The organism is Streptomyces sp. NPDC055099, from assembly GCF_053607685.1.
This window is the reverse complement of record NZ_JBSGUA010000004.1, coordinates 281941-307385: the sequence shown is the minus strand read 5'-3', so window position 1 is coordinate 307385 and position 25445 is coordinate 281941. Positions and strand designations below refer to the sequence as shown.

At 71.5% G+C, this 25445-nt stretch carries 24 protein-coding genes; 12 read left to right on the top strand and 12 right to left on the bottom strand.

The genetic code is table 11. From position 1 onward, the window contains the following. Nucleotides 1–69: 69 nt before the first annotated feature. Nucleotides 70–1296, bottom strand: coding sequence for a PucR family transcriptional regulator (locus ACWFRU_RS12785; RefSeq protein WP_453686195.1), 1227 nt, complete (start codon nucleotides 1294–1296; stop codon nucleotides 70–72). Between the two features lie 180 nt (nucleotides 1297–1476). Between ACWFRU_RS12785 and ACWFRU_RS12780 the strand changes: the two genes are divergently transcribed. Beyond that, nucleotides 1477–2652, top strand: coding sequence for a lactate 2-monooxygenase (locus tag ACWFRU_RS12780; protein WP_453686193.1), 1176 nt, complete (start codon nucleotides 1477–1479; stop codon nucleotides 2650–2652). Beyond that, nucleotides 2649–3626 (top strand): 2-hydroxyacid dehydrogenase, encoded by a 978-nt coding sequence (locus ACWFRU_RS12775; RefSeq protein WP_453686191.1) that lies wholly within the window; start codon nucleotides 2649–2651, stop codon nucleotides 3624–3626. Before ACWFRU_RS12780 ends, ACWFRU_RS12775 begins: the two co-directional genes overlap by 4 nt. Before the next feature lie 71 nt (nucleotides 3627–3697). Here the strand turns inward: ACWFRU_RS12775 and ACWFRU_RS12770 are convergent, their stop codons facing one another. From ACWFRU_RS12770 to ACWFRU_RS12760, 3 genes are all read right to left on the bottom strand, one after another. Further along, complete coding sequence (locus tag ACWFRU_RS12770; RefSeq protein WP_453686190.1) at nucleotides 3698–4519, bottom strand: endonuclease I family protein; 822 nt, start codon at nucleotides 4517–4519, stop codon at nucleotides 3698–3700. 204 nt (nucleotides 4520–4723) lie between these two features. Then, nucleotides 4724–5506, bottom strand: a complete 783-nt coding sequence (locus tag ACWFRU_RS12765) for a thioesterase family protein (protein ID WP_453686188.1) — start codon at nucleotides 5504–5506, stop codon at nucleotides 4724–4726. 90 nt (nucleotides 5507–5596) lie between these two features. Beyond that, nucleotides 5597–6793, bottom strand: coding sequence for an acyl-CoA dehydrogenase (locus ACWFRU_RS12760; protein WP_453686186.1), 1197 nt, complete (start codon nucleotides 6791–6793; stop codon nucleotides 5597–5599). Nucleotides 6794–6998: 205 nt separating this feature from the next. Between ACWFRU_RS12760 and ACWFRU_RS12755 the strand changes: the two genes are divergently transcribed. After that, on the top strand, nucleotides 6999–7220 hold the full coding sequence (locus tag ACWFRU_RS12755; RefSeq protein ID WP_453686184.1) for a hypothetical protein: 222 nt from the start codon (nucleotides 6999–7001) through the stop codon (nucleotides 7218–7220). 5 nt (nucleotides 7221–7225) lie between these two features. On the opposite strand, the gene ACWFRU_RS12750 is transcribed toward ACWFRU_RS12755, so the two are convergent. After that, nucleotides 7226–7684 carry an RrF2 family transcriptional regulator gene (locus ACWFRU_RS12750; RefSeq protein WP_453686182.1) on the bottom strand — a complete coding sequence of 153 codons (459 nt, stop codon included), beginning with the start codon at nucleotides 7682–7684 and terminating at the stop codon, nucleotides 7226–7228. Between the two features lie 146 nt (nucleotides 7685–7830). Between ACWFRU_RS12750 and ACWFRU_RS12745 the strand changes: the two genes are divergently transcribed. The 7 genes from ACWFRU_RS12745 to ACWFRU_RS12715 all read left to right on the top strand — a co-directional run bounded on the left by ACWFRU_RS12745 (nucleotide 7831) and on the right by ACWFRU_RS12715 (nucleotide 16205). After that, entirely contained in the window at nucleotides 7831–7929 is a 99-nt protein-coding gene (locus ACWFRU_RS12745; protein WP_363207051.1) for a putative leader peptide, read from the top strand. A gap of 209 nt (nucleotides 7930–8138) precedes the next feature. Next, nucleotides 8139–9119 (top strand): TauD/TfdA dioxygenase family protein, encoded by a 981-nt coding sequence (locus tag ACWFRU_RS12740; RefSeq protein ID WP_453686180.1) that lies wholly within the window; start codon nucleotides 8139–8141, stop codon nucleotides 9117–9119. 404 nt (nucleotides 9120–9523) lie between these two features. After that, complete coding sequence (locus ACWFRU_RS12735) at nucleotides 9524–9751, top strand: type A2 lantipeptide (RefSeq protein WP_453686178.1); 228 nt, start codon at nucleotides 9524–9526, stop codon at nucleotides 9749–9751. Between the two features lie 93 nt (nucleotides 9752–9844). Continuing rightward, entirely contained in the window at nucleotides 9845–10651 is an 807-nt protein-coding gene (locus tag ACWFRU_RS12730) for an HlyD family efflux transporter periplasmic adaptor subunit (protein WP_453686176.1), read from the top strand. After that, nucleotides 10648–12930 (top strand): NHLP family bacteriocin export ABC transporter peptidase/permease/ATPase subunit, encoded by a 2283-nt coding sequence (locus ACWFRU_RS12725; protein WP_453686174.1) that lies wholly within the window; start codon nucleotides 10648–10650, stop codon nucleotides 12928–12930. The genes ACWFRU_RS12730 and ACWFRU_RS12725 overlap by 4 nt, the downstream gene beginning before the upstream one ends. Before the next feature lies 1 nt (nucleotide 12931). After that, nucleotides 12932–15790, top strand: coding sequence for an NHLP bacteriocin export ABC transporter permease/ATPase subunit (locus ACWFRU_RS12720; protein ID WP_453686172.1), 2859 nt, complete (start codon nucleotides 12932–12934; stop codon nucleotides 15788–15790). Nucleotide 15791: 1 nt separating this feature from the next. After that, nucleotides 15792–16205 (top strand): hypothetical protein, encoded by a 414-nt coding sequence (locus ACWFRU_RS12715; RefSeq protein WP_453686170.1) that lies wholly within the window; start codon nucleotides 15792–15794, stop codon nucleotides 16203–16205. Here ACWFRU_RS12715 and ACWFRU_RS12710 read toward each other — a convergent pair. The 6 genes from ACWFRU_RS12710 to ACWFRU_RS12685 all read right to left on the bottom strand — a co-directional run bounded on the left by ACWFRU_RS12710 (nucleotide 16097) and on the right by ACWFRU_RS12685 (nucleotide 22390). Continuing rightward, nucleotides 16097–17008 carry an STM4011 family radical SAM protein gene (locus ACWFRU_RS12710; protein ID WP_453686168.1) on the bottom strand — a complete coding sequence of 304 codons (912 nt, stop codon included), beginning with the start codon at nucleotides 17006–17008 and terminating at the stop codon, nucleotides 16097–16099. The two genes, ACWFRU_RS12715 and ACWFRU_RS12710, sit on opposite strands and share 109 nt — an antisense overlap. An 11-nt stretch (nucleotides 17009–17019) precedes the next feature. After that, nucleotides 17020–18372 (bottom strand): STM4012 family radical SAM protein, encoded by a 1353-nt coding sequence (locus tag ACWFRU_RS12705; RefSeq protein ID WP_453686166.1) that lies wholly within the window; start codon nucleotides 18370–18372, stop codon nucleotides 17020–17022. Continuing rightward, nucleotides 18369–19175, bottom strand: coding sequence for an STM4013/SEN3800 family hydrolase (locus tag ACWFRU_RS12700; RefSeq protein WP_453686164.1), 807 nt, complete (start codon nucleotides 19173–19175; stop codon nucleotides 18369–18371). The genes ACWFRU_RS12705 and ACWFRU_RS12700 overlap by 4 nt, the downstream gene beginning before the upstream one ends. 73 nt (nucleotides 19176–19248) lie before the next feature. Further along, entirely contained in the window at nucleotides 19249–20454 is a 1206-nt protein-coding gene (locus ACWFRU_RS12695; protein ID WP_453686162.1) for an STM4014 family protein, read from the bottom strand. Then, a complete protein-coding gene (locus tag ACWFRU_RS12690; RefSeq protein WP_453686782.1) occupies nucleotides 20435–21394 on the bottom strand; it encodes an STM4015 family protein in 960 nt (319 codons plus the stop codon). Before ACWFRU_RS12690 ends, ACWFRU_RS12695 begins: the two co-directional genes overlap by 20 nt. Nucleotides 21395–21427: 33 nt before the next feature. Beyond that, complete coding sequence (locus ACWFRU_RS12685; protein WP_453686160.1) at nucleotides 21428–22390, bottom strand: STM4015 family protein; 963 nt, start codon at nucleotides 22388–22390, stop codon at nucleotides 21428–21430. Between the two features lie 228 nt (nucleotides 22391–22618). Between ACWFRU_RS12685 and ACWFRU_RS12680 the strand changes: the two genes are divergently transcribed. Further along, the gene (locus tag ACWFRU_RS12680) at nucleotides 22619–22945 is read left to right on the top strand and encodes a hypothetical protein (protein WP_453686158.1); all 327 of its coding nucleotides are present in this window, start codon (nucleotides 22619–22621) and stop codon (nucleotides 22943–22945) included. 188 nt (nucleotides 22946–23133) lie between these two features. Then, nucleotides 23134–24135, top strand: coding sequence for a DUF6745 domain-containing protein (locus tag ACWFRU_RS12675; protein WP_453686156.1), 1002 nt, complete (start codon nucleotides 23134–23136; stop codon nucleotides 24133–24135). A 42-nt stretch (nucleotides 24136–24177) separates the two neighbouring features. Here the strand turns inward: ACWFRU_RS12675 and ACWFRU_RS12670 are convergent, their stop codons facing one another. Then, nucleotides 24178–25356 carry a serine hydrolase domain-containing protein gene (locus ACWFRU_RS12670; RefSeq protein ID WP_453686154.1) on the bottom strand — a complete coding sequence of 393 codons (1179 nt, stop codon included), beginning with the start codon at nucleotides 25354–25356 and terminating at the stop codon, nucleotides 24178–24180. Nucleotides 25357–25445 lie beyond the last annotated feature (89 nt).

The window sequence follows — 25445 nt, the reverse complement described above, 5'->3', positions numbered from 1 at the left end:
AGCGGCCGGCGCGCGCCGGGGAGGAGAGCCCGAGCGCAAGGGGGGCAGGTCCGTGCGCCCTCCTTGCCGTCAGCGGCCGGGGCCCTGTCCGCCCCGGCTCTCGCGCACGATCGTCCGCGCGACGTCCAGCGTGAGGCGCTGCCACGGGTCCTGGGGATCGCGGGCCGTGATGTCGCGGACGCGGCGCAGGCGGTAGCGGACGGACTGGGGGTGGAGGTCGAGTGCGCGGGCGGCGGCGTTCGCCGAGCCGGTGTCGAGGTACGCGGTGAGGGCGTCCAGGAGGTGGCGTCGGGCGCCGTCGACGAGCGGGCCGAGGACGATGCGGCCGATCTGGTCGGGGCTCGTCACGGGGTGACCCGCGAGGAGGGCGAGGACGTGCGCGTCGGCGTCGGTGAGGACCCGGTCGGGGTGGTGGGCGTGCGGGGGAGCGGTGTCCAGCGCGCCCGCGGCGAGCCGGTGGGCGACGGCCACGCGGTCCAGGCTCTCGCCCGAGATCACGCAGCCGCGCCAGGCGTGCTTGCGCAGGACCTCCGGCACGGCGTCGGCGGAGGCGGCGGGGAGGAGGAGCACGGCACGCGACCCGTGGGTCGTGGCCAGGGACGTCGTCGCCGGCGGTGTTCTCCGCGCCCCCTCACCGCCGAGGGTCGCGAGCAGGGCCGTCGACGTGGGGAGGGAGATGTCGGACGGGTGGCTGTCCGGGTCTCCGGAGTCCGCCGCTTCCGCCACCAACAGGCAGTAACGCTCCGGCAGTTGCACGCCCAGGCGGGAGGCTCGTGCCCCGAGCGCGCCCAGCGAGGCGTGCCGGCCGGCGATCAGGTCGTCGAGGAGCAGTTGGAGTGACCTGTCGCGGTCACCGGCGAGGCGCTCGCTGGTGGCCGCGTACGCCGTCGTCATCTCCTCGGAGAGGGTGTCCATGGCGGTGAGCAGCAGTCGGGTCAGGGCGAAGGCGTCCCGCGCGGACAACTGCGGCGCGCGGGCCGCGACCTCGTCCGCGAGGACGGCGGCCGCGACGCGGTAGGCGCGGAGCACGGCCTGCAAGGGGCGGCCGTCCGCCGCCCGCGCCGCCGCGATCCCCCGGAAGCGCCGCAGATCGGCGTCACCGATCGCACCGTCCGTCACCCAGTGGTCGAGGAGACGGTCCGTCGCCCAGGCCGCGATGGCCCGCACCTCGGGGAACCTGCTGCCGTCCAGCGCCGTGTACGCCGGAACCTGCTCGTGCACCGCGTCGACGACCGCCTCGACGAGGCGTGCATCGGCCAGGAGTTCCTGCCGGACGCGTTCCCGCTTGTTTGTCACAAGGTGATGGTCCCATCGGAAAAGGGTGCGTACGACCATGGACGGGGCTTGTCACTGTGGCAAGGATCGTCGGTAGGCAGTGCGGTCATTCGCAGTCTCGCGGCCTCGCTGTCTTCCGCAGTCGCACGCAGTCGCACGCAGTCGCACGCAGTCTCCAGGCCACCGGACGGGACCCACCACATGACGACGACGCCGAACTGGGCGGACTTCCAGTACGAGATCTACCTCAACGGCATGACTGGCGCCGTACCCCGCCTGCCCACCGACCTGACCCGCCTGGAGGAGCTGACCGAGCAGCGCCTGGGCCCGGGGCCGGTCGGTTACGTCTCGGGAAGCGCGGGCAACGGCAGCACCGCCCGCGCCAACCGCGAGGCCCTCGAACGGCGCCGCATCGTGCCGCGCATGCTGCGTGACGTGCACGAACGTGATCTGTCCGTGGAGGTGCTCGGCCACCGGCTGCCCGCGCCGCTGGCCCTCGCGCCCATCGGCGTCCTGTCGATCATGCATCCGGAGGGCGAGTCCGCCGCCGCCCGCGCGGCCGCGGCCCGCGGCGTCCCGTTCATCCTGTCCTCGGCCTCCAGCACCCCCATGGAGCAGGTCGCCAAGGAGATGGGCGACGCGCAGCGGTGGTTCCAGCTCTACTGGGCCAAGGACCGTGACGTCACCAAGAGTTTCCTGGACCGGGCGAAGGCCGCGGGCTTCACGGCGCTCGTCGTCACGCTCGACACCCCGCTGCTCGCTTGGCGGCCGCGCGACCTGGACCAGGCGTATCTGCCCTTCCTGCACGGCGTGGGGACCGCCAACTACTTCAGCGACCCCGCGTTCCAGGCAGGCCTCGCCAAGCCGGTGCACGAGGACCCGAACGCGGCTGTGATGCACTTCGTCGGCATGTTCGCCGACCCCGCGAAGACGTGGCCCGACCTGGCGTTCCTGCGCGAGAACTGGGACGGCCCGATCGTGCTCAAGGGCATCCTGCATCCGGACGACGCGCGCCGCGCCGCCGACGTGGGCATGGACGGCGTGGTGGTCTCCAACCACGGTGGCCGCCAGGTGGCGGGCTCCGTCGCGGCGGCCGACGCGCTGCCCCGCGTCGTGGAGGCGGTCGGCGACCGGCTCTCCGTCCTGTTCGACAGCGGTGTCCGCACCGGTGACGACCTCTTCAAGGCGCTCGCCCTGGGCGCCGAGGCCGTCCTGGTGGGCCGGCCGTACGCCTATGGGCTCGGCCTCGACGGGCAGGCGGGCGTGGACCACGTGATCCGCTGTCTGCTCGCCGAACTCGACCTCACCCTGGCCCTGGCCGGGCACGCCGGGCCCGCCACCCTCACCCCCGACGACCTGATCGAGGAGACCGCATGACCGCCGTGAAGAACGTCCTCGCCATCGTCTCGCCCCACGTGGGCGGCCGCGCGGCGGGAGGCGCCCTCGCCGGGCTGTTGCCCGGGACGGCGCACGTCACCGTCGTCGAGTCGGCCGACGAGGACCTGGCCGCCCTGCGCGCGGCACACGTCATCATCACCGGCCTCGCGCCGGTCACCGCCGAGCACATCGCGGCGGCCCCGGACCTGGAAGTGGTCCAGTGCGCGAGCCACGGCTTCGACTACGTCGACCTGGAGGCGGCCCGCTCGCGCGGGATCTCCGTCTGCTCGATCGGCTCCAGCGGCGCCGAGAAGCAGAACGTGGCCGAGCAGACCTTCGCCCTCATGCTCGCCCTCGCCAAGCAGCTGATCCCGGCGCACACCGCGCTGACCGAGGCGGACTGGGCGCTTCCGCGCCTCCAGCAGTCCATCACGGAACTCTCCGGCAAGACGCTCGGCATCGTCGGGCTCGGCCACATCGGCGAGGAAGTCGCACGCCGCGCGGTCGTGTTCGACATGAGCATCGTCTACGCGGGGCCGCGCGCCCTGGACGCGGAGACGGAGGCCCGCCTCGGGGGCGCGCGCCACGTCGAGCTCGACGAACTCCTCCGTACGTCCGACTACGTCAGCCTGCACGCCCCGCTCACCGAGCGGACGCGCCATCTCCTGGACGCCGAGCGGCTCGCCCTCCTGAAGCCGACGGCCTTCGTCATCAACACGGCGCGGGGCGCGCTCATCGACCAGGACGCCCTCGCCGACGCGCTCACCGCCGGGAAGCTGGCCGGTGCGGGCATCGACGTCTTCGACCCCGAACCGCCCACCGCGGCCCTGCGCCTGTTGAAGGCGCCGAACGTGGTGCTCTCGCCGCATGTGGCGGGCGTGACCCGCGAGACGCTGGTGCGCATCGGTCTCGCCGCGATCCAGAACGTCGCGGGTCATCTGGAGGGCAAGCCGCTGGGTGACGTGGTCTCCTGACGTCACGTCAGCGGGGTTTGTGGCAGCGGCCGGTGTCCCGTCGCTGCCACAACCGTTGGCCGCCGTGTGCTCTACCAGATCGCGCCGACCCACTCGGGGTGGTCGACGAACGGGTTGCGGTTGTGCTGGAACTGGTCGTAGATGGCCTGGTTGCGGTTCTTCTCGAACGCGTCCGGCGGGTCCTCGTCGCTCCACTGCTTCAGCACGGAGAGGCGCCCGATGGCGGGGGCGCTGCCGTTGTCGACCTTGTCGTTGGGCTCCAGGTCGGCGAAGCCGTCCTCGCCGTCGTAGCGCACGGCCATGTAGAGGATCATGCGGGCCACGTCGCCCTTGACGGCGTCGCGGGGCTCGAAGGAGTCGGCGTCGGTGTAGTTGCCGGGCGCCTCGCCGACCTCGCTGCCGCCGTTGTCGAAGTCCTTGTTGCCGCGGGTGCTGTTGACGGACACGTCCGTCGGGCGCAGGTGGTGGATGTCGGTGCCGGGACCGGTGGCGGTGCCGAAGTCGCCGTGGGACTTGGCCCACACGTGCTCGCGGTTCCACTGGTCCGGGTCGCCGCCGTTGCTGTCCTTGCTCTGCGAGCGGCCGGTGTAGAGCAGGATCACGTTGCCGCTGTTCGCCGGGTCCTCGTCGGTGACCTTCAGGGCGTTCCAGACCTGGTCGTACGACAGCTTGGTCTGGTCGCTGACGATGGTGTGCAGGGCGCTCTTCAGCTCCGGACCGGTCTTGCCGAGCGCGTCCTTGTAGTACGTGTCGTCGTAGGCGCCGGCGGACGCGGCGGGCGGCGTGGGGGCCGTGGTCGCGGCGTCGGCGGCAGCCGGGACGGTGATCCCGACGAGGACCGCGGCCGCCGTCATGGCCAGCGGTTTCCAGTGACGTATGTGGGGGACGGGCATGTGGGGGGTGTCCTCTCCCGGAGACTCGCGCGCACCCGCGGATCCTTCCAACAGGACCCGCGTTCTACGCGAGTTGACAAGTGGGCCAACGGGAGAGTGGCACGGTTGAGCGCTTCACTGTATGAACGTTGTGGGTCGACTGTGTGACGATGTCGTGGACACGACATGCGCGTCGCATGGGTGCGTTTCGGGACGTACGCGGAGCTACAGGGGCCGGACGGTGAGCATCTGTTGGGCGTGGCCGATGGGGCCGTGGATGTCGTGCAGGACCGTGCTGGTGATGCCCTGGCCCGTCGGGCCGAACGTCACCGTGGTGTCGAGCCCCGTCCAGTCGCCCTCGGGCTGTCGGTGCAGGTGAACGGTGAGGTCGACGTTGGGGAACATCCAGGCGGTGGGCGGCTGGCGTACGGCGATGCCGTTGGCGGTGTCCACCAGCGCGACGTACGACGCGAGGGGGCTCGCGGGCTGCCCGGCGACGAGGTCGAGGGGGGTGGAGATCCACGCCGTCGTACGGCCGGGCCGCGGGGGAGTGACGGGCCGGACGTCGACGGAGGCGATGTAGCCGCCCGGCCACAAGGAAGCCATGGGCCAGGACTCCAGCGCCTCGGGAGAGGTGAGCTTGTCGTCCCCGCCGCCCGCGACGGAACTGGTGTCCCCGGAGGCGAGGAGCCAGGCACGGGCCCGCACCACCGGACGGCCGGCCATGAGTACGACGGCTTCGACCAGTTCGATGGTGCGGCCGGGGCGGATGGTCTCCACCTGGATCTCGCACTCGTCGAGGGCGAGGCGGCCCAGGATGTCGAAGCTGATCCGCGACATGACCAGGCCGCTGTCGGGCCGGGCGGCCAGGTACCGGTCGATGGCGTGCACGGTGAGGCCGCCGAGCGGGCTGAAGTGCTGCTCGTCGGTGTCCCAGGCGCCACCGGCGTGCGCGGTGGGCTTATAGCGGTGCTCGTCGATGGGCTCGTAGTAGCTGCCGGTGTTCAACGGTGCTTCCCTCTCGGCCTTGCGGATGCGGGGGTATCCGAAGATCGTACTGACCGTGAAGCCGGCCGCGGAGAGGAGCGGGGCGGCCCGCTATCGCGGGCTGTTGAGGTAGTGCTCGCCGATGTCACGCAGGCGGTGCGCGGCGGAGTCGTGGGCCGTCAGGGCGCGGGCGTTGCGCCAGAACCTGTCGAGTCCGGGGTCCGTCGCGGGAGAGGGCGCGTCCGCGGCGAGTTCCAGGACGCGGGTGGTGATGTGCAGGGCGGACCGGGTGGTGACCGCCTCGGCCGCGGCCACGAGGAACGCGATGTCGGCACGCTCGTCGGCGTCGAGCGCGGGGCCCGTCTCCAGGCCCCGGGCCAACGCCTCCGTCGCGCGGTCCACCACGGCGGCGGCGCTGTGCGCGGCCGTCGCCAACTCCCCGTACGCGAGCAGCAGGTAAGGGTCGGCAGGAGGCTGCCCGCAGTCCCGGCCGGTGTCGAGCGCATCCATCGGGGCGGGGCGCGGCAGCGCACGGCTGATGTCCCGCGCCTCGGCGAGAGCGCCCTCCGCGTTGCCCAGGCCGACCTGGACGAGCAGGAGACGCCGGGTCAGCGGGGCGAGCGCGGTGAACGGCGCGATCTCGTGCTCGTCGACGGGGACAGTGCCGAGCACCTGGTGCGCGGCCACCGGTACGTCGTCGTAGCTGACGCCGCCCGCGCCGCTCAGGCGCTGCCCGAGCAGATCGTGCGCCGGTTCCGCGTGGACGCCGGGGTGGGCCGGGTCCACCTGGACGACCACCCACTCACCGCTGTTCGTGCGCCGCGCCGTGTGGACGAGCCGGTCCGCGACGGCGACGCCCGCGGTCGAGGGGCGTCTTCCGTGCAGAACGTACCCGTCGCCTGCCGGGGTCAGCGCGAGGCCGGTCCCCGTCTGGGCGTCCGGCAGTTCGATGTCACCGCCCCAGAGCCACTGTCCGCGTACGGCGCGCAGTTCGAGGACTGCGGCGTCCGCGGGCGGGGCGAAGAGGCGGGGGCTCCACGACAGGGCGTGGTGATGGGCGAGGAGTTCGGCGATGGAGCTGTCCGCCGCCGCGATGTCCCTGATCGCCGTACAGGCCGCACGCCAGCCGATGCCCCGGCCCTCCGGTCCGCAGGGTGTCAGGAGCGCGGGCAGTCCCGCCTCACGCAGCCGCGAGACCTCGTCGAGCGGGGGCTTGCCCGCCCGGTCGCGCAGGTCCGCGTCGACGGCGAGATCGTCGGCGAGTTCCCGGACGACGCGCGGCGAGGCGGAGGGGAGCAGCGTTGTCACGGCGACGCCTCACAGATTCCTAGTTTCCCTACCTGATTGATAGGAATATTGGTCGTGAACTCCGGTCGCTTCAAGGGGGTGTTCAAGGGGCGGACCGTCCAGTCTCGGCAGATGGGACGGACAAGTCCCGCCGATGCCCGTCGGCGCCCGGCGCCGCGCCTAAATTCGGTTACGGAAGCGCGGACGTCATGCCTACCATCCGGCCATGCCGAGACCCTCCGGATTCACTTACGAGCAGCGCCCCGACGCCAGCGTGAAGATCACCCATCACGGACGCGACGCGGGCACGCTGCGCGGTGCGCGCGCCGAAAAGTTCCTCGCCGAGGTCGAGTCGGGCGACGCGCAACTGGTGATGGCCCGCTGGACGGGCGCGTACAAGCACGGCAACGAACGCATGGCACGCAACCATCCGCGCAATCGGCGCTAGGGCCCCTACGGGTTCGTCCAGGCCGCCGGGTCCGCGGCGAGTTCTGTGACCGGGGTGGGCAGGTCGGCGTCGGCCACGTCGGCCAGGGAGACTCCCTCGAGGATCTGGCGGACGTTCGCGCGCAGGGCGATCCACAGCGGCAGCAGCGATTCCGCGGGCCCGCTGTAGGCCAGCTCCGGTGGGCGCACTCCGCGTACCGACACCAAGGGGCCCTCCACGACGCGGATGACGTCCGCGATGCTGATGAGGTCGGCGGGCCGGGCCAGGCGGTAGCCGCCGTTGCCGCCGCGCTGGCTGAGGACGAGACCACCGCGCCGCATGTCGTTGAGGATGCCCTCGAGGAACTTGTGCGGGATCTCCTGGGCGTCCGCGATGGCCTCGGCCTTCAGCGGCCCGTCGTCCTGGCACGCGGCGAGTTGCAGCGCGGCACGTACCGCGTAGTCCGCCCTGGCTGAGATCCGCATGGCCGCATTATGTTGCACCGCCCTGAACGGTACGAATCACCTCCGGCCGCGAGCAGTGGCCGCGGGGGGCGCCTCCGCGATGTCGGGGGCGTTGCAGGGTCGTGAAACGGGCGGGTAAGACCTTGCCGCACTTCCGGCGGGCGGCCATGCTCCAGGACATGACCGCGATGACCTTTCTTGTCCCGCGGCTCCACGTAGACCTGGGCCGCCTCGCCTCCGCGGCGTGTCGTCTGCGCGTGGCCTGACCGCCGCCTTCGTTCCCGGCAGCCGCGGCTGTGGCTGCCGTCCCGCTTCCGCGCCGCGAAGCGCACCTTCTGACGCGCACCTTCTGACGCGCATCTTCGCTCGCCTCCGCATGCCTCAACTCGGCCATGCGTGGCGCCATGTGCCCTGCGCTGACTCCGTACCGCTTCGAGAGAAGCCAACACTCGCCCCATCGAAGGGATTTCGACCCATGACATCCGCACCCGCAGTGGAGACCACCCTCAGCCCGGCTGAGCCTGCGCCCCTCACCGTCCAGAAAGTGGGCGGCCGTATCGGCGCGGTGATATCCGGGGTCCGCATCGGCGGTGACCTGGACGAAGCGACCGTGGCCGCCGTGCGCGCCGCGCTGCTGGAGCACAAGGTCGTCTTCTTCCGCGACCAGCAGCATCTCGACCCGGAGAGTCACGAAGCGTTCGCCCGGCTGCTCGGCACCCCCGTCGCCCACCCCACCGTCCCGTCGGTGGACGGCCGTTACGCCCTCGGCATCGACAACGAACGCGGCGGCCGCGCCAACCAGTGGCACACCGACGTCACGTTCGTGCCCGCCTACCCGGCCTTCTCCATCCTCCGCGCCGAGGTCATCCCGCCGTACGGCGGCAACACCCTCTGGTCCAACACCGCCGCCGCGTACCAGGATCTGCCCGAGCCGCTGCGGACCCTCGCCGACAGCGTGCGCGGCGTGCACACCAACGACTACGACTACGCGGCCACCCGCCCCGAAGCCACCTCCGCGGCGCTGGACCAGCACCGCAAGGTGTTCACCGCCGTCAAGTTCCAGACCGAGCACCCGGTGGTCCGCGTCCACCCCGAGACCGGTGAACGCACGCTGATCCTGGGCAACTTCCTCCAGAAGCTCACCGGTTTCCGCGCCGCCGACTCCCGCGCCCTGATCGGCGTACTGCAGTCCCACGTGGAGCGGCCGGAGAACACGGTCCGCTGGCAGTGGCGCGCGGGCGACGTGGCCATCTGGGACAACCGCGCGACGCAGCACTACGGAGTCGACGACTCGGATGACCACGAGCGCACCCTGCGCCGCGTCACCATCGACGGCGACGTCCCCATTGGCGTCGACGGACGCCGCTCGGTGCTGCTCGCCCCGGAGTCGGTCCCGGAGCCCGGCCACGGAATCGCCTCCGGCGCGTCGACGGACGGGGCCGTCGCGGAGGTCTGAGCCGGCGGACTCCGTCCCCTTCGGCCACGATTCGCCGCGCCTTCAATAAACCTGCACATCGAATGCGCAGCGCAGTCACGCCATTCGGCGAATACTCCACGCTCGGTCCTTGTGTATTGACCACAGAACTTTCGCTTTGATGCGAGAGTGTCCGCTTTGGTGGAGGGAGTCCTTCCGCTCCCGGGATTTCCTTCTGTGAATCTTGTGAAGGAGCTGCTCCCGAGCGGTGAACATGCCTGCACGCAGCGGTGATTCGACGCCACAAGGGCTGTCGACCGTCGCCACATCGATTGGATGTACGACCTGCGAACGTGCTTTGATCCTGGCCACCGCGGAATTCGCACATCAGGTTCCGCAGTGTTGGAAACACCTTTGCAACATTCATGAGAAGGGCAGCTCACACCATGAACTACACCCCCCAGGTCGAGACCCTCGAGATTTCCGACGCCGACCTCGACAACGTCTCCGGTGGTCTCGTCGCCGGTGTCGCGGGCAACGTCACCGGCACCCTTGACTCCATCGCCCCCGTCTCGGGCGTCGTCGGCGGCGTCGTCGGCACCGTCGAGGGCGCGACCGGTCTGAACACCGGCGCCGTCACGGGCCTGGCCTCCGGCCTGACCGCTGGTCTCTGAGCCTCAGCTCACTGAGACGCCATGATTCGTGAGCCCCGGAACCATTGGTTCCGGGGCTCACGGACGCCACAGGCAAAGTAAGGGAAGCGTTCCGTGCAGTTCCGCCAACAGGCCCTGTCCAAGCTGCAGTCGCCCGAGGAACTCGACCTGCCGGTGCGCTACGCCCGACCCCAGGGCCTGCTCGTGCTCGCCGTCACCGTCGTCGTCATGGCCGCCGCGAGCGTCTGGGCCGTGACCGGCTCGATCTCCTCCACTCTCCGCGCGCCCGGCATCCTCACCCACGGCCAGGGCAGTTACGTCCTGCAGAGCCCCGTCACCGGACAGGTGACGCGCGTCCTCGCCGAGGAGGGAAAGCGGGTCGCCGCCGGCGCTCCCGTGCTCAAGGTCCGTACGGACCAAGGGGACAAGGTCGTACGCTCCATCGCCGCGGGCCGCGTGACCACCCTGGTCGCCAGGATCGGCACCGTCGTCACCACCGGCGCCGACGTCGCGACCGTCGAGCGGGTCTCGGGCACCGACGACCCCCTCCTCGCCATGCTCTACGTACCGGCGGACAGCGCGGCGACCGTCCCCGTCGGAGCCTCGGTGGACCTCACCGTCCAGTCGGTTCCCACCGAGGAGTACGGAAAGCTGCGCGGCCACGTGAAGGCGATCGGGCGCGCCGCCCAGAGCGAACAGAAGGTCAGCGGGTTCCTCGGGGACAAGGAACTGGCCGGGCAGTTCACCAAGGACGGGCCGCCCGTGGCCGTCCTGGTGAGCCTGGAGAACTCCTCCGCCACCAGGTCCGGCTACCAGTGGTCGACCGCCGACGGCCCGCCCTTCACCCTCGACTCGATGACCCTGACCAGCGGCGCCTTCCACCTCGCCGAGCAGCGCCCGATCGATTGGCTGCTTCCGTGACCGCACCGCACCCCTCCCCGGCCCACCAGCAGCAACTGCCGCCCCCCGGCGGCCGTCGCAGGCACCGTCCCGAACCCCAGCGCAGCCGCCGCCGCGCCGCACCCCGCCCCGCGTCGAAGGGCAAGCGGCAGAAGACCGTCCGTACGCCCACCGTCCTGCAGATGGAGGCCGTGGAGTGCGGCGCCGCCGCGCTCGCCATGGTCCTCGCCCATTACGGACGCCACGTCCCGCTGGAGGAGCTGCGCATCGCGTGCGGCGTGTCCCGCGACGGCTCACGGGCCAGCAACCTCCTGAAGGCGGCGCGCAGTTACGGCCTGACGGCCAAGGGCATGCAGATGGAACCGGCCGCGCTCGCCGAGGTGAAGGCGCCCGCGATCCTCTTCTGGGAGTTCAACCACTACGTCGTCTACGACGGCCTGGGCCGCCGCTTCGGACGGCGCGGCGTGCACATCAACGACCCGGACAAGGGGCGCCGCTTCGTCCCCTCGGAGGACTTCGACACCAGCTTCACCGGAGTCGTCCTCGTCCTGGAGCCCGGCGAGAACTTCCGCCCGGGAGGCCGCAGGCCCGGCGTCATGCGGGCGCTCCCCGCGCGGCTGCGCGGCACGACCGGCACCATGCTCGCAGCCCTCTTCGCCAGCCTGCTGCTCGTCGCGGTCGGCGCGGCACTGCCCGCGCTCAGCCGGACGTACATCGACCTGTTCCTGATTGGCCATCAGACCTCCCTGCTGGGCGCCCTATTCGCCTCGATGGGCGCGATGGTGGCGCTCACCGTCGTCCTCACCTGGCTGCAACAGGCGAACCTGCTGCGCGGCCGCATCATCTCCTCCACGCTGAGCAGCGCCCGCTTCCTGCGCCACCTGCTGCGCCTGCCCGTCACGTTCTACGCCCAGCGCAGCCCCGCCGACCTCGTCCAGCGGCTCGCGTCCAACGACGCGGTCGCGGAGACCCTGGCCCGCGACCTGACGGCCGCAGGCGTCGACGGCATCGTCGTACTCCTCTACGCGGCCCTGCTGTGGACGTACGACCCCCAGCTCACCCTGGTCGGCGTCGGCATCGCCCTGCTGAACATCGTCGCGATGCGCATCGTCATCCGGCTACGGGCCACCGGCACCCAGAAGCTGCGTGCCGACAGCGCCAAGCTCACCAACACCTCGTACACCGGCCTCCAGTTGATCGAGACGATGAAGGCCACCGGAGGCGAGAACGGCTACTTCCGGAGGTGGGCGGGCCAGCACGCCACCACCCTGGAGGAGCAGCAGCGCCTCGGCGTGCCCAGCGCCTGGCTCGGCGTCGTCGCACCGACCCTCGCCACGCTCAACAGCGCCCTGATCCTGTGGATCGGCGGCCTGCGCGCGGTCGAGGGCCATCTGTCGATCGGTCTGCTCGTCGCGTTCCAGGCGCTGGTCACCCGCTTCACCGCGCCGATCACCCGCCTCAACGGCGTCGCGGGCCGCATCCAGGACTTCGGCGCCGACATCGCCCGTCTCAAGGACGTCGAGAACTTCCCCGTCGACACCCTCTACTCCCGTCCCGAACCGGAGGCGAGCACCCGCCGCCTCAAGGGCCACGTGACCCTCGAGGACATCACCTTCGGCTACAGCCCCCTCGACAAGCCGCTCCTGACGGGCTTCTCCCTCGCGGTCGGTCCCGGCCAGCAGGTCGCGCTCGTCGGCGGCTCCGGCAGCGGCAAGTCGACCGTCTCCCGGCTGATCTCGGGGCTCTACAGCCCCTGGGAGGGCACGATCCGCATCGACGGACAGCGCCTGGAGGACATCCCGCGCGGGGCGCTGGCCGCCTCCGTCTCCTTCGTCGACCAGGACGTCTTCCTCTTCGAGGGCACCATCCGCGACAACGTGGCGCTGTGGGACCCCTCCATCCCGGACGACGCCGTCGTGGCCGCCCTCAAGGACGCCTGCCTGTTCGACATCGTGGCGCGCAGGCCCGGCGGCATCCACGGCCGCGTCGAGCAGGACGGCCGCAACTTCTCCGGCGGGCAGCGCCAGCGCCTGGAGATCGCGCGGGCCCTGGTCCGCCGCCCCAGCATCCTCGTGCTCGACGAGGTGACCAGCGCCCTGGACGCCGAGACCGAGCAGGTCATCATCGACAACCTGCGCCGCCGCGGCTGCGCCTGCGTCGTCATCGCGCACCGTCTGAGCACCGTGCGCGACAGCGACGAGATCGTCGTCCTCGACCACGGCACGGTCGTGGAACGCGGACGCCACGAACACCTCGTCGCCGCCGGCGGACCCTACGCCGACCTGGTCAAGGAGCACTGAGGTGACCTCGGTACCGGAGCAGTACACCTCCTACAGCGGCGATTCGGTCGCCGCGGCGTTCGGCGCGCTCGGCACCCCGGCCGACTGCACGGGCCTGCGCAGCGTGCACCTCGAAGGCCCGCAGGTCCTGTGGCTCGTCGTGGCCGGCGCGCTCGACCTGTTTGCCGTCGACGCCGTGCAGCAGGGTCACTGGCACTTCCTCGGCCGCCTCGAACCCGGCACGCTGCTCCTGGGCCCCGTCGAAGGCCCCCAGCACACCCTCGTCGGGCGCCCGCTCCAGGGCTGCGAACTGCGCCGCATCCCGCTGCGTGAGCTGTACCGCCCCGACTACGGCGACACCTGGGCCTACGAGCAGCAGTACCCCAGCCAGTACGACACCCAGGACGCGTCCCTCAGCCTCCTTGAGCACGCCTTCGCGCTCGGCATCGGTCGCAGTCACCGCGTCCTGTTCGAGGCGCCGCTCGACGGCCGCACCATGGCCGACGACGTGGTGACCGACGACGACATCCTCTGGATGCCGGTCGCGCCCGGCAGCGTGCAGTACGGCTCCGCCTACAGCTCGGAGGCCGCGGGCGATCTCCTCGTCGACGCCTCCATGTGGCAGCGCATGGTCAACCAGCAGTACCGGCTGCTCTCGACCCTCGACCGCTGGATCGAACGCCTGGAGCGGGCCCACGAGGACCGCACGGCAGCCGGCATCAAGGCGGGCGAGACCGTCCGCGAACAGGCCGACCGGACCCTGATCGCCTCCATCGGCCGCTCCGGCAGGGGCGGCACGCGCCGCACCGAAGCGCGGGGGAGCGACGACGCGACGTACGCAGCCTGCCGTCTGGTCGCCGACGCGGCGGGCATCACGCTGTCCGGCCCCGCGCAGGGCGGTGCGGTCAGCGACCGGATCGACCCGGTCGAGCAGGTCGCCGTGGCCTCGCGCATCCGCACCCGCGCCGTGCGCCTCGACGGGTGCTGGTGGCGCGAGAACACGGGTCCCCTCGTGGGACACCGCGCGGCGAGCGGGGCGCCGGTCGCCCTGCTGTGGCGGCGCGGCGGCTACGAGTCCGTGCACCCCACGTCCGGCCGGCGCACGCGCATCGACAAGACCAACGCGGAGGAGTTCGAACCGCAGGGGGTCATGTTCTACCGCCCGTTGCCGGAGCGGGCGTTGACGCCGTGGCGGCTCTTCCGCTTCAGCCTGCGGGGCACCGGAGGCGACGTACGCAACCTGGCGATCGCCGGTCTGGTGACGGTCATGATCGGGGCGCTCGTGCCGATCGCGACGGGACAGGTGCTCGGCGTGTTCGTCCCGAACGGCGAGAAGAGCCTCATCGTCCAGGTGTCCCTGGCGGTGATGATCACGAGCATCGTCTCCGCGGCGTTCATGCTGCTCCAGAACCTGACCATCCTGCGGATGGAGGGCCGGATGGAGAGCACCCTGCAACCAGCGGTCTGGGACCGCCTGCTGAACCTCCCCACCCGCTTCTTCGCCTCCCGGTCCACCGGTGAACTGGCCAGCGCGGCGATGGGTGTCAGCGCGATCCGCCGGGTCCTTTCGGGCATCGGTCCCGTCGCGCTTCAGGCGGGCACGATCGGCGCGATGAACCTGGTCCTGCTGCTGCTCTACAGCGTCCCGCTGGCCCTGGCCGCCCTGGGGATGCTGGTGGTGATCGCCGCCGTGTTCCTGACCCTCGGCCTGTGGGAACTGCGCTGGCAGCGCCGCCTGGTCGAGCTCTCCAACAAGCTCAACAACCAGGCGTTCCAGACGCTGCGAGGCCTGCCCAAACTCCGCGTCGCGGGAGCGGAGAGCTTCGCGTACGCGGCGTGGGCGGGGGAGTTCGCGCGCAGCCGGGAACTCCAGCAGCGCGCGGGCCGCATCAAGAACGTCACGACGGTCCTCAACGCGGTCTACCTCCCGCTGTGCACCCTCATCATGTTCATCCTCCTCGCGGGCCCGGCCCGCGGCAGCCTCACGGCGGGCGAGTTCCTCACCTTCAGCACGGCCGTGACGATGCTCCTGACATCCGTCACGCAGCTGACCGGCGCACTGATCTCGGCGGCGTCGGTCCTCCCGATGTTTGAGCAGATCAAGCCGGTGCTCGAAGAAACGCCCGAGGTGCGGGGCGCGAGCACGCAGCCCGGCGAGCTGCAGGGCGAGATCGAGGCCCGCGCCCTGTCCTTCCGCTACGCGGACGACGGCCCCCTGGTCCTCGACGATGTGTCCCTGTCCATCAGGCCGGGCGAGTTCGTCGCGGTCGTCGGCCCCAGCGGCTGCGGCAAGTCGACGCTCCTTCGCCTGCTGATCGGCTTCGACAAGCCGGCCTCCGGCAGCGTCCTGTACGACGGCCAGGACCTGTCGGCCCTGGACCAGGCGGCCGTGCGCCGCCAGTGCGGCGTCGTCCTGCAGAACGCGCAGCCGCTCACCGGATCGATCCTGGACTGCATCTGCGGCGCCGAGACGTTCACGCAGGAGGAGGCGTGGGAGGCCGCGGCGATGGCGGGCCTCGCCGAGGACATCAAGCGCATGCCGATGGGCCTGCACACGATGATCTCCGGCGGCGGAGCGGTCTCCGGCGGCCAGCGTCAGCGCCTGATGATCGCCCAGGCCCTGATCCGCCGCCCCCGCGTCCTCTTCTTCGACGAGGCGACCAGCGCCCTGGACAACGAGACGCAACGCACGGTCATCGACAGCACCCGCGCCCTGAACGCCACCCGCGTCGTCATCGCCCACCGCCTGTCCACGGTGATGGACGCGGACCGCGTCATCGTCATGTCGGAGGGCAAGATCGTCCAGCAGGGTCCGCCCGCACAGTTGTTGGCGGATACTGGCGGGCGGCTGCATGAGCTGGTGCGGCGGCAGATGCAGTGACGTGAGCCGGGCGGACCGGCTCACCGGCCGGGCACGCGAGAGGCGGCGGACCGTGGTGGTGTTCCTGGTCATCCTGATCGGCGTGATCGTCGGCGCGGGCCTCGTCGGGTACGGCTTCAGCGCCTTCGCCCGGCGTGACAGCGGCCCCGCGCGTCTGGGCGCCGTGCTCCGCGGCCTCGCCGCTCTCACGGCTGCCGTCGCGGTGGGCCTGTGCGTGTGGGGCGCCCTTCATGTGGCCGGCGCGGTCGTCGCCGCGGCGGACGGCGGCACGTCGTCGAGCCCGGTTCGGGAGGCCGGAGCCCCCGGCTACGTCATGCCCGCTGCCCTGGCTTTGACCGTGGCCGCCGGGGCCCTGGCCGTCTGCGCGGCCCTCGCGTCCGGACCGGGAATCCGCTCCAGGACCCCGCCCGCGTAGACGTCGTACAGGGGCAGCGTCTCCAGGTGGACATAGCCGATGTGACAGTCACAGACCGCCAGGGGGCAGGGCCGGGGCTTCAGCGCGCCGCGGTACGAGCCGTCGTACAGGTTGCCCAGCTCCGCGCGGACGAAGTGGCAGCGGCGGACCGTGCCCTCGCCGTCGACCGAGATGACGGACTCGCCCGTGCGGCAGGGGAGACCGGCGGAGCGGTGCGGATGGCGGCTGTAGGGGAACAAGGGGTCGAGGGCGGTCCACCGGGCGGCCTCGTCGTCGGTGTACGTGTGGCCCTCCGCGGCGTTCACCCACAGATAGACCTCGGCGGGCAGTGCGGCCCGCAGGCGCCGGGCGTCGTCGAGGTGCTCGGCCAGACCCACGACGCCGACGCTGAACCGCACACCCCGCTCGGCCAGTTGACGCGCCTTGGCGAGGAAGCGGTCGTACGGGGTCTGACCCGGGTGATACGTGCACCACAGGGCGACGGTGTCGAGGTCGGCGTCCGCGAGCCACTCCGTGCGGCAGCTCAGGTTCGTCTGGATCGCGACGCGGTCGACATGCGGCTGATGGGAGAGCTCGACCAGGGCGCGCCGGTACCAGGAGCGGACCAGGCCCTCGCCCCACGGCGTGAACAGCAGGGAGAGGCGGTCACCGGTCTGGCCCTTTGCCCAGCCCGTGAAGCGCTCCAGTGCCGCCCGGTCCACGCGCAGCTGCTCGGGGGTGTCGCGGCGCTTGGCGAACGGGCAGTACGGGCAGGCGTAGTCGCACGACGCCAGCGGGCCGCGGTAGAGGATCGTCAGGTCCATGGTCGGCGGGCTCACTTCAGTTCGTAGGCGGCCATCGCGGCCCGCACCTCGGCGGAGAACAACTCGGGGCCGATGGCGTCGGAGTGGGCGAGGCCCTCCGCAGTCAGGCGCAGCACTTCCGCGCCCGGCTCCCGCTCGATCCAACCCCGGTCCGCGAGCCGTTCGAGCTCGGCGGGGAAGTCCTCGCACGGTTCCGTGCCGAAGCGCTTGCGGTAGTCGGCGAGCGGCATGCCGTCCGCCTGCAGCAGCGACTGGAGGAGGTGGCGGCGGCGGGCCTCGTCCCCGTCGACCCGGCGGCCGTGCACGGCGCGGCTGAAGTCCTCGGTGGCGGTGTAGTCGTCGATGATCGTGCGGATCTCGCGCAGGTCGACCGCGTAGTCGAAGGAATAGTGCAGCGACGACGTGTACGACCTGGCACCGCAGCCCAGACCGATCATGCCGTCGGTCTGGCAGGCGTAGTCGTCGGCGCCCTGCGGCGGCGCGTCCGCGCGGCGGAACATCCGCATGGACACCTGGACGTATCCCTCGGCCAGCAGGTGATCGCGGCCCTGCCGGTAGAGGCGCAGCCGCTGCTCGTCCCAGTCCGCGTCGGCCGTCCCCGCCGTGCCGTGCCTGCCCAGGCCCGTCAACGGCCGTACGTACAAGGGGTAGAGGTAGATCTCCTCGGGCCGCCAGGCCAGCGCGGCGTCCAGGGAGGCACGCCAGCTGTCCGCCGTCTGACCGTCTATCCCGTAGATGAGGTCGATGTTGAGCACCGGGATACCGGCGTCGCGCACGCGGCCGAGCGCCGCCTCGACGTCCGCCCGGCGCTGCGGGCGTACGGCAGCCCGTGCCTCGGCGTCGACGAAACTCTGCACGCCCAGGCTGAGTCGGGTCGCCCCGCGCTCGGCGAGGACGGCGAGCCGGTCGGCGGTGGCGGTCGCGGGCGATGCCTCGACGGAGAGCGGTATCGCGCGCAGGTCCGCCCCCATGCGCCGCTCGGCGATGTCGCAGAGCCGTTCCAGCTCGGCGGCCTCCAGGTAGGTGGGGGTGCCGCCGCCGAACGCGGCGTTGGCGAACCGGACCGGCGCGGTGCTGTCACCTCCCCCCTCTTCGAGGGCGTCCCGCACCGCTGTGGCCTGGCGGTCGAGGGCGTCGAGATAGCGGGTGGTCAGCTCGCCGGGTGCGCCTATGCGGGTGAAGAGATTGCAGAAGCCGCAGCGGACCTCGCAGAACGGTATGTGCAGATAGAGCGAGAGCGCGTCCTTGGGCTCCGCCGCCCACAGGGCGCGCAACTCGGGGCGGTCGGCCAGGGGACGGTAGGCGGTCTTGTGCGGGTAGGCGTAGACGTAACTCTGGTACGGGCGCGGGTGCGATGTGCTCATGCGGACGGCTCCAGAAAGAAGTGGGCGTAGGGCACCGTCCACACGGATTCGTGCCCGAGGCGATGGCCCACGTAGCCGTCGTCGCCGTAGGCCGTGCCGTGGTCGGAGCAGACGACGGCGAAACAGCGGCGGCGCGAGCTCAGGGCGGCGAACAGGCGCCCGATGTGGCGGTCGATGTACTCCAGGGCGGCCGCGTGTGTCGCCCGGCTGTCGCCCGCCTCGGCGGTGGCGCCGGCCTGGTGGAACCAGTTGGGCTGATGGAGCGCGGACGCGTTCAGGAAGAGGAACAGCCGCTGCTCGTGCGGCAGTTCGGCCACCACCTTCTCGGCCCGTTCCACCTGCGCCTCGAAGGACGTGGGTGAGGCCACACCGAACTCCGGCTCCCAGTGGCTCTCCTGGAAGAGCCCGGGCAGGACGCCGCCCAGCGCTCCCTGCTTGTTGAAGAAGCCCACGCCGCCGATGCACACCGTGCGATACCCGGCGTCGGCGAGACCGGACACCAGGTCGGGGGTGTCGAAGACGTACGTGCGCCCGGCGGTCGTCTCGCTGCCCGCGAACCGTCCGGCGAACAGCCGTGGATGCGGTCCCGGAGCGGCCGGCGTGGGCAGGAACCCGGCGAACATCGCCTGATGCGAGGCGTACGTGAAGCTGCCCGGCGCGTGCCGCTTCTCCCAGACGCCGCCCGGAAGATGGCGGGCCAGATGCGGGATGCGGCCCGCGGCGGCCAGCTCCACGGCCACGTCGTGGCGGAGGGTGTCGAGGGTGACCAGGAGAAGGTCATCACGACCGACGACTTCGTTCATGTCGGGAGTGTCGGGAGCTTCGGGAGCATGTGGAGCTGTGGGAGCTTCGAGTGAGCCCTCAGCCCTCTGAGGTTCAGGCGTTCGCATGGTGGTTCCTTGCGGGGTGGTTCGTCGAGTGGGGCGGGAGCGGCTGGGAAGGGCGCGGGGAGGGGGCCGGGCGCGGCGCGGCGGCGGCGCTCGCCGGACGTCGTCGCACCGCGGCGATCTGCGCCGCGTACGTGTCCAAGCCCTCCGCCCCGCTGCCCGGCAGCCCTGTCAGGCGCGGCAGCAGATCGCCGAAGGCGTTGACCTCGCCGACGGTGAACCGCCGCCAGCCGATCGCCGGGAGGAGGTCGACGCCGACGCAGAGCGTGCCCGGAAAGCAGGCGGCGGCCCGCTCACAGATCTCCAGGGCCTCGGCCCAGTAGGGCCCCGCCGCTCCGATGACATCGGCCAACTCGCCGCGTGCACCGCCGAGATGGAGATTCGTCAGGGGAGAGCCGCTCGTGCGTACCACCGCATGCGTGGCCCGTCCGTCCACCACCACGATCCGCAGGTCGGCCACGCGCGCGTGCAACGCCGCCTTCGGCATCCAGCGCTCGATGTGCAGACCGTCGGGCGCCAGCCTGTCGACGATCGCGGCCACCTCTCCCTCGCCCCGATAGCGACGCAGACGAAGGGAGTTGTGCAGCCGGTCGTCCGCGAGTTCGGCAGAAGTGGTCGCCTGTACGCGGCCGGAGCCGGCCGTCTCGACGGCGAGCACCCCCGACGCGGACGACCCGTGGGCGAGCTTGACGAAGACGCGCGGCATCCGGTGCTCACGCATCAGGGCCCGTACGTCGTCCCAGCCGCGCACGGCCACCCTCGCCCCCGATGTGGGCGACGGCGGCACGGGGACACCCGCCCGCACGAGCGCGTCGTGGCAGAGCCGTTTGTCGAAGAGCACGCCGAGCTCGCCCGGGTCGTCGAGTCGTCGCCCGCCGCTCAACGACCGTACGGCCGCGGTGAACCCCTCGTACCAACGCGCGCTGCCCTCCACGCGCGTGGGGTCGTCCATTCCGCGCAGCGCCAGGTCGACGTCCGCGTTCTCACCGGGTGAGTCGAGCCGCACCACCTCGTCCTCGCCGAAAGCTGCCCCGCCGTCGCGCAGCACGTCCAGCCACGGAACGACGCGCGGCTCGGGCAGCCCGGCCTCCTGCGCGGCTGCCGTGAAGAGCGCGACGCGGCGGTTCTCCGGGTTGCCCACGACGGCGAATCGGAGGGCCTCGCCCGGCTGTTGCTCACTCGCCGACGGCGACATAGCGGGCCTCCGATCGTGCGGAAGCGGCAAGCCCGCGCCGGAGATCGAGACGGACCCCGTGCGGCTCCAGCGCGAACCGGAGGCGCTGGGTCATGGCGGCGGAGAGGAAGTGGTGATGCAGATCGAGTGTGTGCAGATGGGTCAGCGGCTGGCCTTCGAGCAGCGCGGCGCCGCCTTCGTCGCTCAGCGCACCCATGGACAGTGCCAGGGAGTCCAGTTGCGGCACGACGGGAGCTCCGGCGATCGAGACAGCGATCTCGTCCTGGATGTCGCTGTTCTGGAGGCCGAGATGCCGTAGCGAGGGCATCCGCCAGCCCGGGGCGAGAAGCGGGGCGATGTCCTCGATCGTGGAGTCGCCGCCGTACCAGGACGTGCCGAGCCACAGCTCCAGGTGGTCGAGCGCCGGAAACTCGCAGGCCCCCAGCGCCCGGACCGGAGCCGCGGGCAGCCCTCCCGACTCGAAGCGGAGCTCACGCAGGGCCGTATGGTGTGTTGGCTCCAGGACGAGGCGCTCGCCGCCTCGTACCCCCAGTTTCTCCAGCAGGGGGAACGCCTTGAGGAGCGGCGTCAGATCACCCAGCTTGATCCAGGAGATCTCGAACTCCTCGGAGAGCACGTCGCCGAGGAACAGGGCCCGCAGCCCCGTGAGCCGGTGCCGCTCGGCGCACAGCAGCTCGATGACCGTGTCGATGCCGACGTCCTCGTACTCCGCCCACCACGGTCCGATCACCATGGCCCGCACCTTGTGCAGCGGCACGGAGTCCACGAACCGCTGCCACTGCTGCTCGAAGGCAATGTCGCTGACGCCGTCCGGCCAGCCGAACCGCCAGGCGACGGACTCCGGCGAGGGCAATGCCTCCCGGGGGCCGTCGCCCTCGTACGGGAAGGTGAAGACCGGCAGTCCGTGGAACCAGTCGAGATGCGTCGTTCGGCTGCTGATGACGTGTCCCTCTCTCCCTTGCTCCGGTCGTCGCTACTCGCCCACCGCCACGTAGCGCCACACGGTGCCGTCGTCCTCCGCGTACTCCTCCACGTCGTCCGCGTCGAGGTCCAGTTCGACGCCTGCCGGTTCCAGCGCCTCGCGCAGGCGCGTGCGCAGCTCCTCGCTCAGGAAGTTGTGATGGGCGTCGAGTTCTTTCAGGTGGGTCAGCGGCTGCCCGGCCAGGAGCGCCATGGCTCCCTCGTCCGTCAGCACTCCCATGGAGATGTCGAGGGCCTCGACGCGGGCCACCACGGGGGCGGACGCCAGGGCCGCGGCGATCTCGTCCTGGATCTCGCTGTTGCACAGGGCGAGCCGCCGCAGCCGGGGCAGGCGCGTGCCCGCGAAGAAGGGTTCGAGATCCGCGACCGTGGCGTCGCCGCCGTACTCGGAGGTGCCGAGCCACAGCTCCAGGTGTTCGAGGGCGGGCAGGTCGCTCGCGGCGACCCCGCGCACCACTTGGGCCGGTAGCCCACCCGACTCAAGGGTGAGCGACCGCAGCCGCCTGTGCTCCACGGCCGGGAACGCGAGGCCGTCGCTGCCGCGCACGGCGAACTCCTCCAACGCGGGAAAGGCGTCAAGAAGCGGGGTGACACAGGCCTGGGTGATCCAGGAGATCTCGCACTCCTCCGAGTCGATGTCGCCCAGGAACAGGGCTCGCAGCTCCGGCATGCGTTCGCTCGCGTCGACGAGTGCGGCGATCACCTGACCCGGTCCGTTCTCGTAAGTGTTGCTCCACGCGCCGACGATGAGCGCCCGCACCCGCGAGATGTCGACGGCCTCGGTGAACCGCGCGAAGGCGGCCTCCCATTCCTCCTCGCTGTCGTACGAGTCGACGGCGATGCGCCAGGCCACGGAATCGGCAGCCGGCAGTTCGCCCGGGAACTTCTCGTCGAAGCGCGGGAACGCCTGGATGGGCAAACCGTGCCAGTGCTGCTGGTTGTCCCCGATGGTCATGTCCGCCCGCTCTCCATAGCCATGGCGCCGGAACGGCGCTCAACTGCGGCGATCCCATGTCCGTGCTGATCGACCGATGTGCAGAATTTCTACCAAGCGCCACTGACAACGCCTGCCGCAGGGCGGCGAAAGCCGGGTCCGGGCGCCGCCCGACGGCCGTTGTCAGACCCTCGCCGTACGGTCGGAGGTCATGGGCGGCGCAGAGCGCGCCGCGGGGAGGGAAGACCCATGTTCCGGCAGGGAGATGTACTCATCGTGCCCGTTGCGGAGTCGGCGCTGCCGCCGCACGTCGAGGACGGTCCGCAGGAGCCGCGGGACGGCCGCGGTCGGCTCGTGCTCGCCCTCGGCGAGGTGACGGGACACGCGCACGCCGTGGTGGGCCCGGGCCGGCTGATCCGCGAACCGGGCCCGTTCGGCCCGCTGCTGCTGCATCTGCCCGACGGCGGACGCGTGGTCCACGAGGAACACGCGGCGATCCCGCTGCCGAAGGGCTGGTATCGGGTGGTGCGCCAGCGCGAGTACATCCCGGGGTCCGTGCGCCTGGTGGCCGACTGAGTCCGCAGGTGAGCGGGTCCGATGTGAGCAGCCGGGAGCGGGACGTGGGAGGGGACGACATGGAAGCGGATGACATGACGATGGTGGAGCGGACGCTGCCGGGGGAAGAGGCGCCAGGGCATGAGGCGTCGGGGCAACAGGCACCGGGGCAACAGGCACCGGGCCAAGGGGCATCGGGGGAGGGGGACATGACGGAGTGGCGGCGGGTGGTGGCGGCCACCGGCCCGGCCGACCGTGCGGCGGCCGAGGCAGGCGTACGCCTCGCCTACCGCAGGGCCGGGCTCCCCGAACCCGAGCGCATCCGCTGGGCCGCCTCGCCGCGCGAAGCCGCGCGGTTGATCGCGGCCGAGCGGGACGCCCTGGGCCGCAGCGTGCGCGACGTGGTCCGAGGCCGCCCCTGGGCCGCCGAACGCGCGGCCGTGCACGCGCGGTTGGGGCCGGGCGGCTGGGGCGAGCGGTGGAACGCCACCGGAGCACGGCTCTGGGACATCACCCAGGCCCTCACGTCCCGCATCCGCGCCGGGGTGGTGGAGGAGCTGACGGACGGCGGCCACCAGGCGCAGACGGCCGTTCGGCTCGTCCTCCTCGACGCGGTGCTCGGCCAGCACGAGGCGGCCTGGCTGTGCGCCTTCGACACCTCGGACGGCAGTGCGCTGGACGGCATCGCGGCGGTCGCCCGCTCGGCGGGCTGGTGGTGGCCCTTCGAGCGGGAGGCGATCGTCTGCGAGCGCCCCTCGGAGCTGCACCGCGACGAGGCGGGGCGCCTGGACCGCGCCGACGGCCCGGCGGTCGCCTTCCCCGACGGCTTCGCCCTGCACGCGTGGCGCGGCATGCCGGTCCCGGCGGAGTTCCTGCGTGAACTCTCGGCACTCACCCCCGAGCGGATACGCGGCGAGGGGAACGCCGAACTGCGCCGCGTGATGCTGGAGCACTACGGCTACGACCGCTATCTGGACGAGTCGGGGGCCGTCCCCGTGCACCGCGACGAGACCGGTGTGCTCTGGCGCATCGAACTCCTCGGGGACGAGGACGTGGTGATGGTCGAGGTGGTCAACTCCACCCCGGAGCCCGACGGCACGAGTCGTACGTACTGGCTGCGCGTGCCGCCCACCACGAGGACCGCCAAGGAGGGCGTCGCGTGGACCTTCGGCCTGCATCCCGACGCGTACGAGCCGGTGCGGCAGACCTGAGCCGAAAGCAGACCTGAGCCGAAAGGGGCCTGGCCTGTTGCCTCAGGCCGCGCCTGCCGCGTACCGCCAGAAGTCCCGCATCAGTTCGGGGAAGCTGGGCCCTCCCATCTGCAACTGGCTGAACATGATGGTGACCGCGCCGGTGGACGGTGTGATGTGCGCGGTCGTGCCGGTCCCGCCGACCCAGCCGTAGCGCCCCGGCACGCTCCACGGTTCGACGGCCTCGATGTCCACCGCGCCGCCGAAGCCCCAGCCCATCCCTTCGAGGAAGAGACCGGCGGACTGCCGCTCGGACGTGGTCAGTTGATTGGTCGTCATCTGGCGCACGGACTCCGGCGTGAGGAGCCGACGCCCTTCCACCGCGCCCTCGGCGAGCAGCATCCGTCCGAAGGCGAGCCAGTCGTCGACGGTCGAGACCAGGCCGCCGGCGCCGGACGGGAAGGGAGGCAGGCTGCTCCACTGGCCGTCGGGGGCGTCGAGCAGTTCGAGTCCGCTGCGGGGGTCGCGTTCGGGCCCGGCCTCGGCCCCGGCCGCGTAGTAGCTGGTGAACCGGTCGAGCTTGCCGGGCGGCACCGAGAACGCGGTGTCGGTCATCCCCAGCGGCTCGAACAGCCGCTCCGCCAGGAACTCGGGGAGCGGCATCCCGGTGACCCGGGAGATCAGTACGCCCTGGAGGTCGGAGCTGAGGTTGTAGAGCCAGCCGTCGCCGGGCTGGTGCAGGAGCGGGATCCGGGACAGCGCGGCCATCCACGCGCCCGGCGCGGGGACGGCCTGAGGCTGCGGAGGCCCTTGCTTCAGCTCGCTGAAGAGCGGCGCGAGCGCGGGCAGCGAGAAGTCGGACGGGAAGCCGTATCCGGTGCGGGAGGCGAGCAGGTGGAAGACCGTGATGGGCCGGACCGCGGGGACCACGTCGTCCACCGGCGAGTCCGGAGCGCGGACGACGCTCGGCGACGCCAGTTCGGGGAGCCACTCGCGGACGGGGGCGTCCAGTGCGATCCGGCCCTCCTCGACCAGCATCATGACGGCGGCGGCGACGATGGGTTTGGTCAGCGACGCGATGCGGAAGATCGAGTCCCGGGCCATCGGTGCGGTGCCCTCCACGTCGACGGACCCGACGGCCGCGACCTCTTCGCCCCGGTCACCGCGGGCCACCAGACCCACCGCTCCCGCCACGGAGCTGTTGCTGACGTGCGTCTCCAGAGTCCTGCGCAGATCGGCCATGCCTCCACCCTCTCAGGCGGGGCCCGTACCTCGGCGCTTTTCGTGCGCTCCCGGCGGCCGGTCGCGTACGCGAGAGCCCGGCCTGCCGG

Excerpts from the sequence above, each read along its gene's own strand:
- ACWFRU_RS12750 (WP_453686182.1), bottom strand. The coding sequence starts at position 7,684 with ATGCGGATCTCAGCCAGGGCGGACTACGCGGTACGTGCCGCGCTGCAA.
- ACWFRU_RS12775 (WP_453686191.1), top strand. The coding sequence starts at position 2,649 with ATGACCGCCGTGAAGAACGTCCTCGCCATCGTCTCGCCCCACGTGGGC.
- ACWFRU_RS12770 (WP_453686190.1), bottom strand. The coding sequence starts at position 4,519 with ATGCCCGTCCCCCACATACGTCACTGGAAACCGCTGGCCATGACGGCG.
- ACWFRU_RS12705 (WP_453686166.1), bottom strand. The coding sequence starts at position 18,372 with ATGAGCACATCGCACCCGCGCCCGTACCAGAGTTACGTCTACGCCTAC.
- ACWFRU_RS12740 (WP_453686180.1), top strand. The coding sequence starts at position 8,139 with ATGACATCCGCACCCGCAGTGGAGACCACCCTCAGCCCGGCTGAGCCT.
- ACWFRU_RS12675 (WP_453686156.1), top strand. The coding sequence starts at position 23,134 with ATGACGGAGTGGCGGCGGGTGGTGGCGGCCACCGGCCCGGCCGACCGT.
- ACWFRU_RS12755 (WP_453686184.1), top strand. The coding sequence starts at position 6,999 with ATGCCGAGACCCTCCGGATTCACTTACGAGCAGCGCCCCGACGCCAGC.
- ACWFRU_RS12695 (WP_453686162.1), bottom strand. The coding sequence starts at position 20,454 with ATGTCGCCGTCGGCGAGTGAGCAACAGCCGGGCGAGGCCCTCCGATTC.
- ACWFRU_RS12710 (WP_453686168.1), bottom strand. The coding sequence starts at position 17,008 with ATGGACCTGACGATCCTCTACCGCGGCCCGCTGGCGTCGTGCGACTAC.
- ACWFRU_RS12685 (WP_453686160.1), bottom strand. The coding sequence starts at position 22,390 with ATGACCATCGGGGACAACCAGCAGCACTGGCACGGTTTGCCCATCCAG.
- ACWFRU_RS12735 (WP_453686178.1), top strand. The coding sequence starts at position 9,524 with ATGAACTACACCCCCCAGGTCGAGACCCTCGAGATTTCCGACGCCGAC.
- ACWFRU_RS12680 (WP_453686158.1), top strand. The coding sequence starts at position 22,619 with ATGTTCCGGCAGGGAGATGTACTCATCGTGCCCGTTGCGGAGTCGGCG.
- ACWFRU_RS12745 (WP_363207051.1), top strand. The coding sequence starts at position 7,831 with ATGCTCCAGGACATGACCGCGATGACCTTTCTTGTCCCGCGGCTCCAC.
- ACWFRU_RS12670 (WP_453686154.1), bottom strand. The coding sequence starts at position 25,356 with ATGGCCGATCTGCGCAGGACTCTGGAGACGCACGTCAGCAACAGCTCC.
- ACWFRU_RS12780 (WP_453686193.1), top strand. The coding sequence starts at position 1,477 with ATGACGACGACGCCGAACTGGGCGGACTTCCAGTACGAGATCTACCTC.
- ACWFRU_RS12700 (WP_453686164.1), bottom strand. The coding sequence starts at position 19,175 with ATGAACGAAGTCGTCGGTCGTGATGACCTTCTCCTGGTCACCCTCGAC.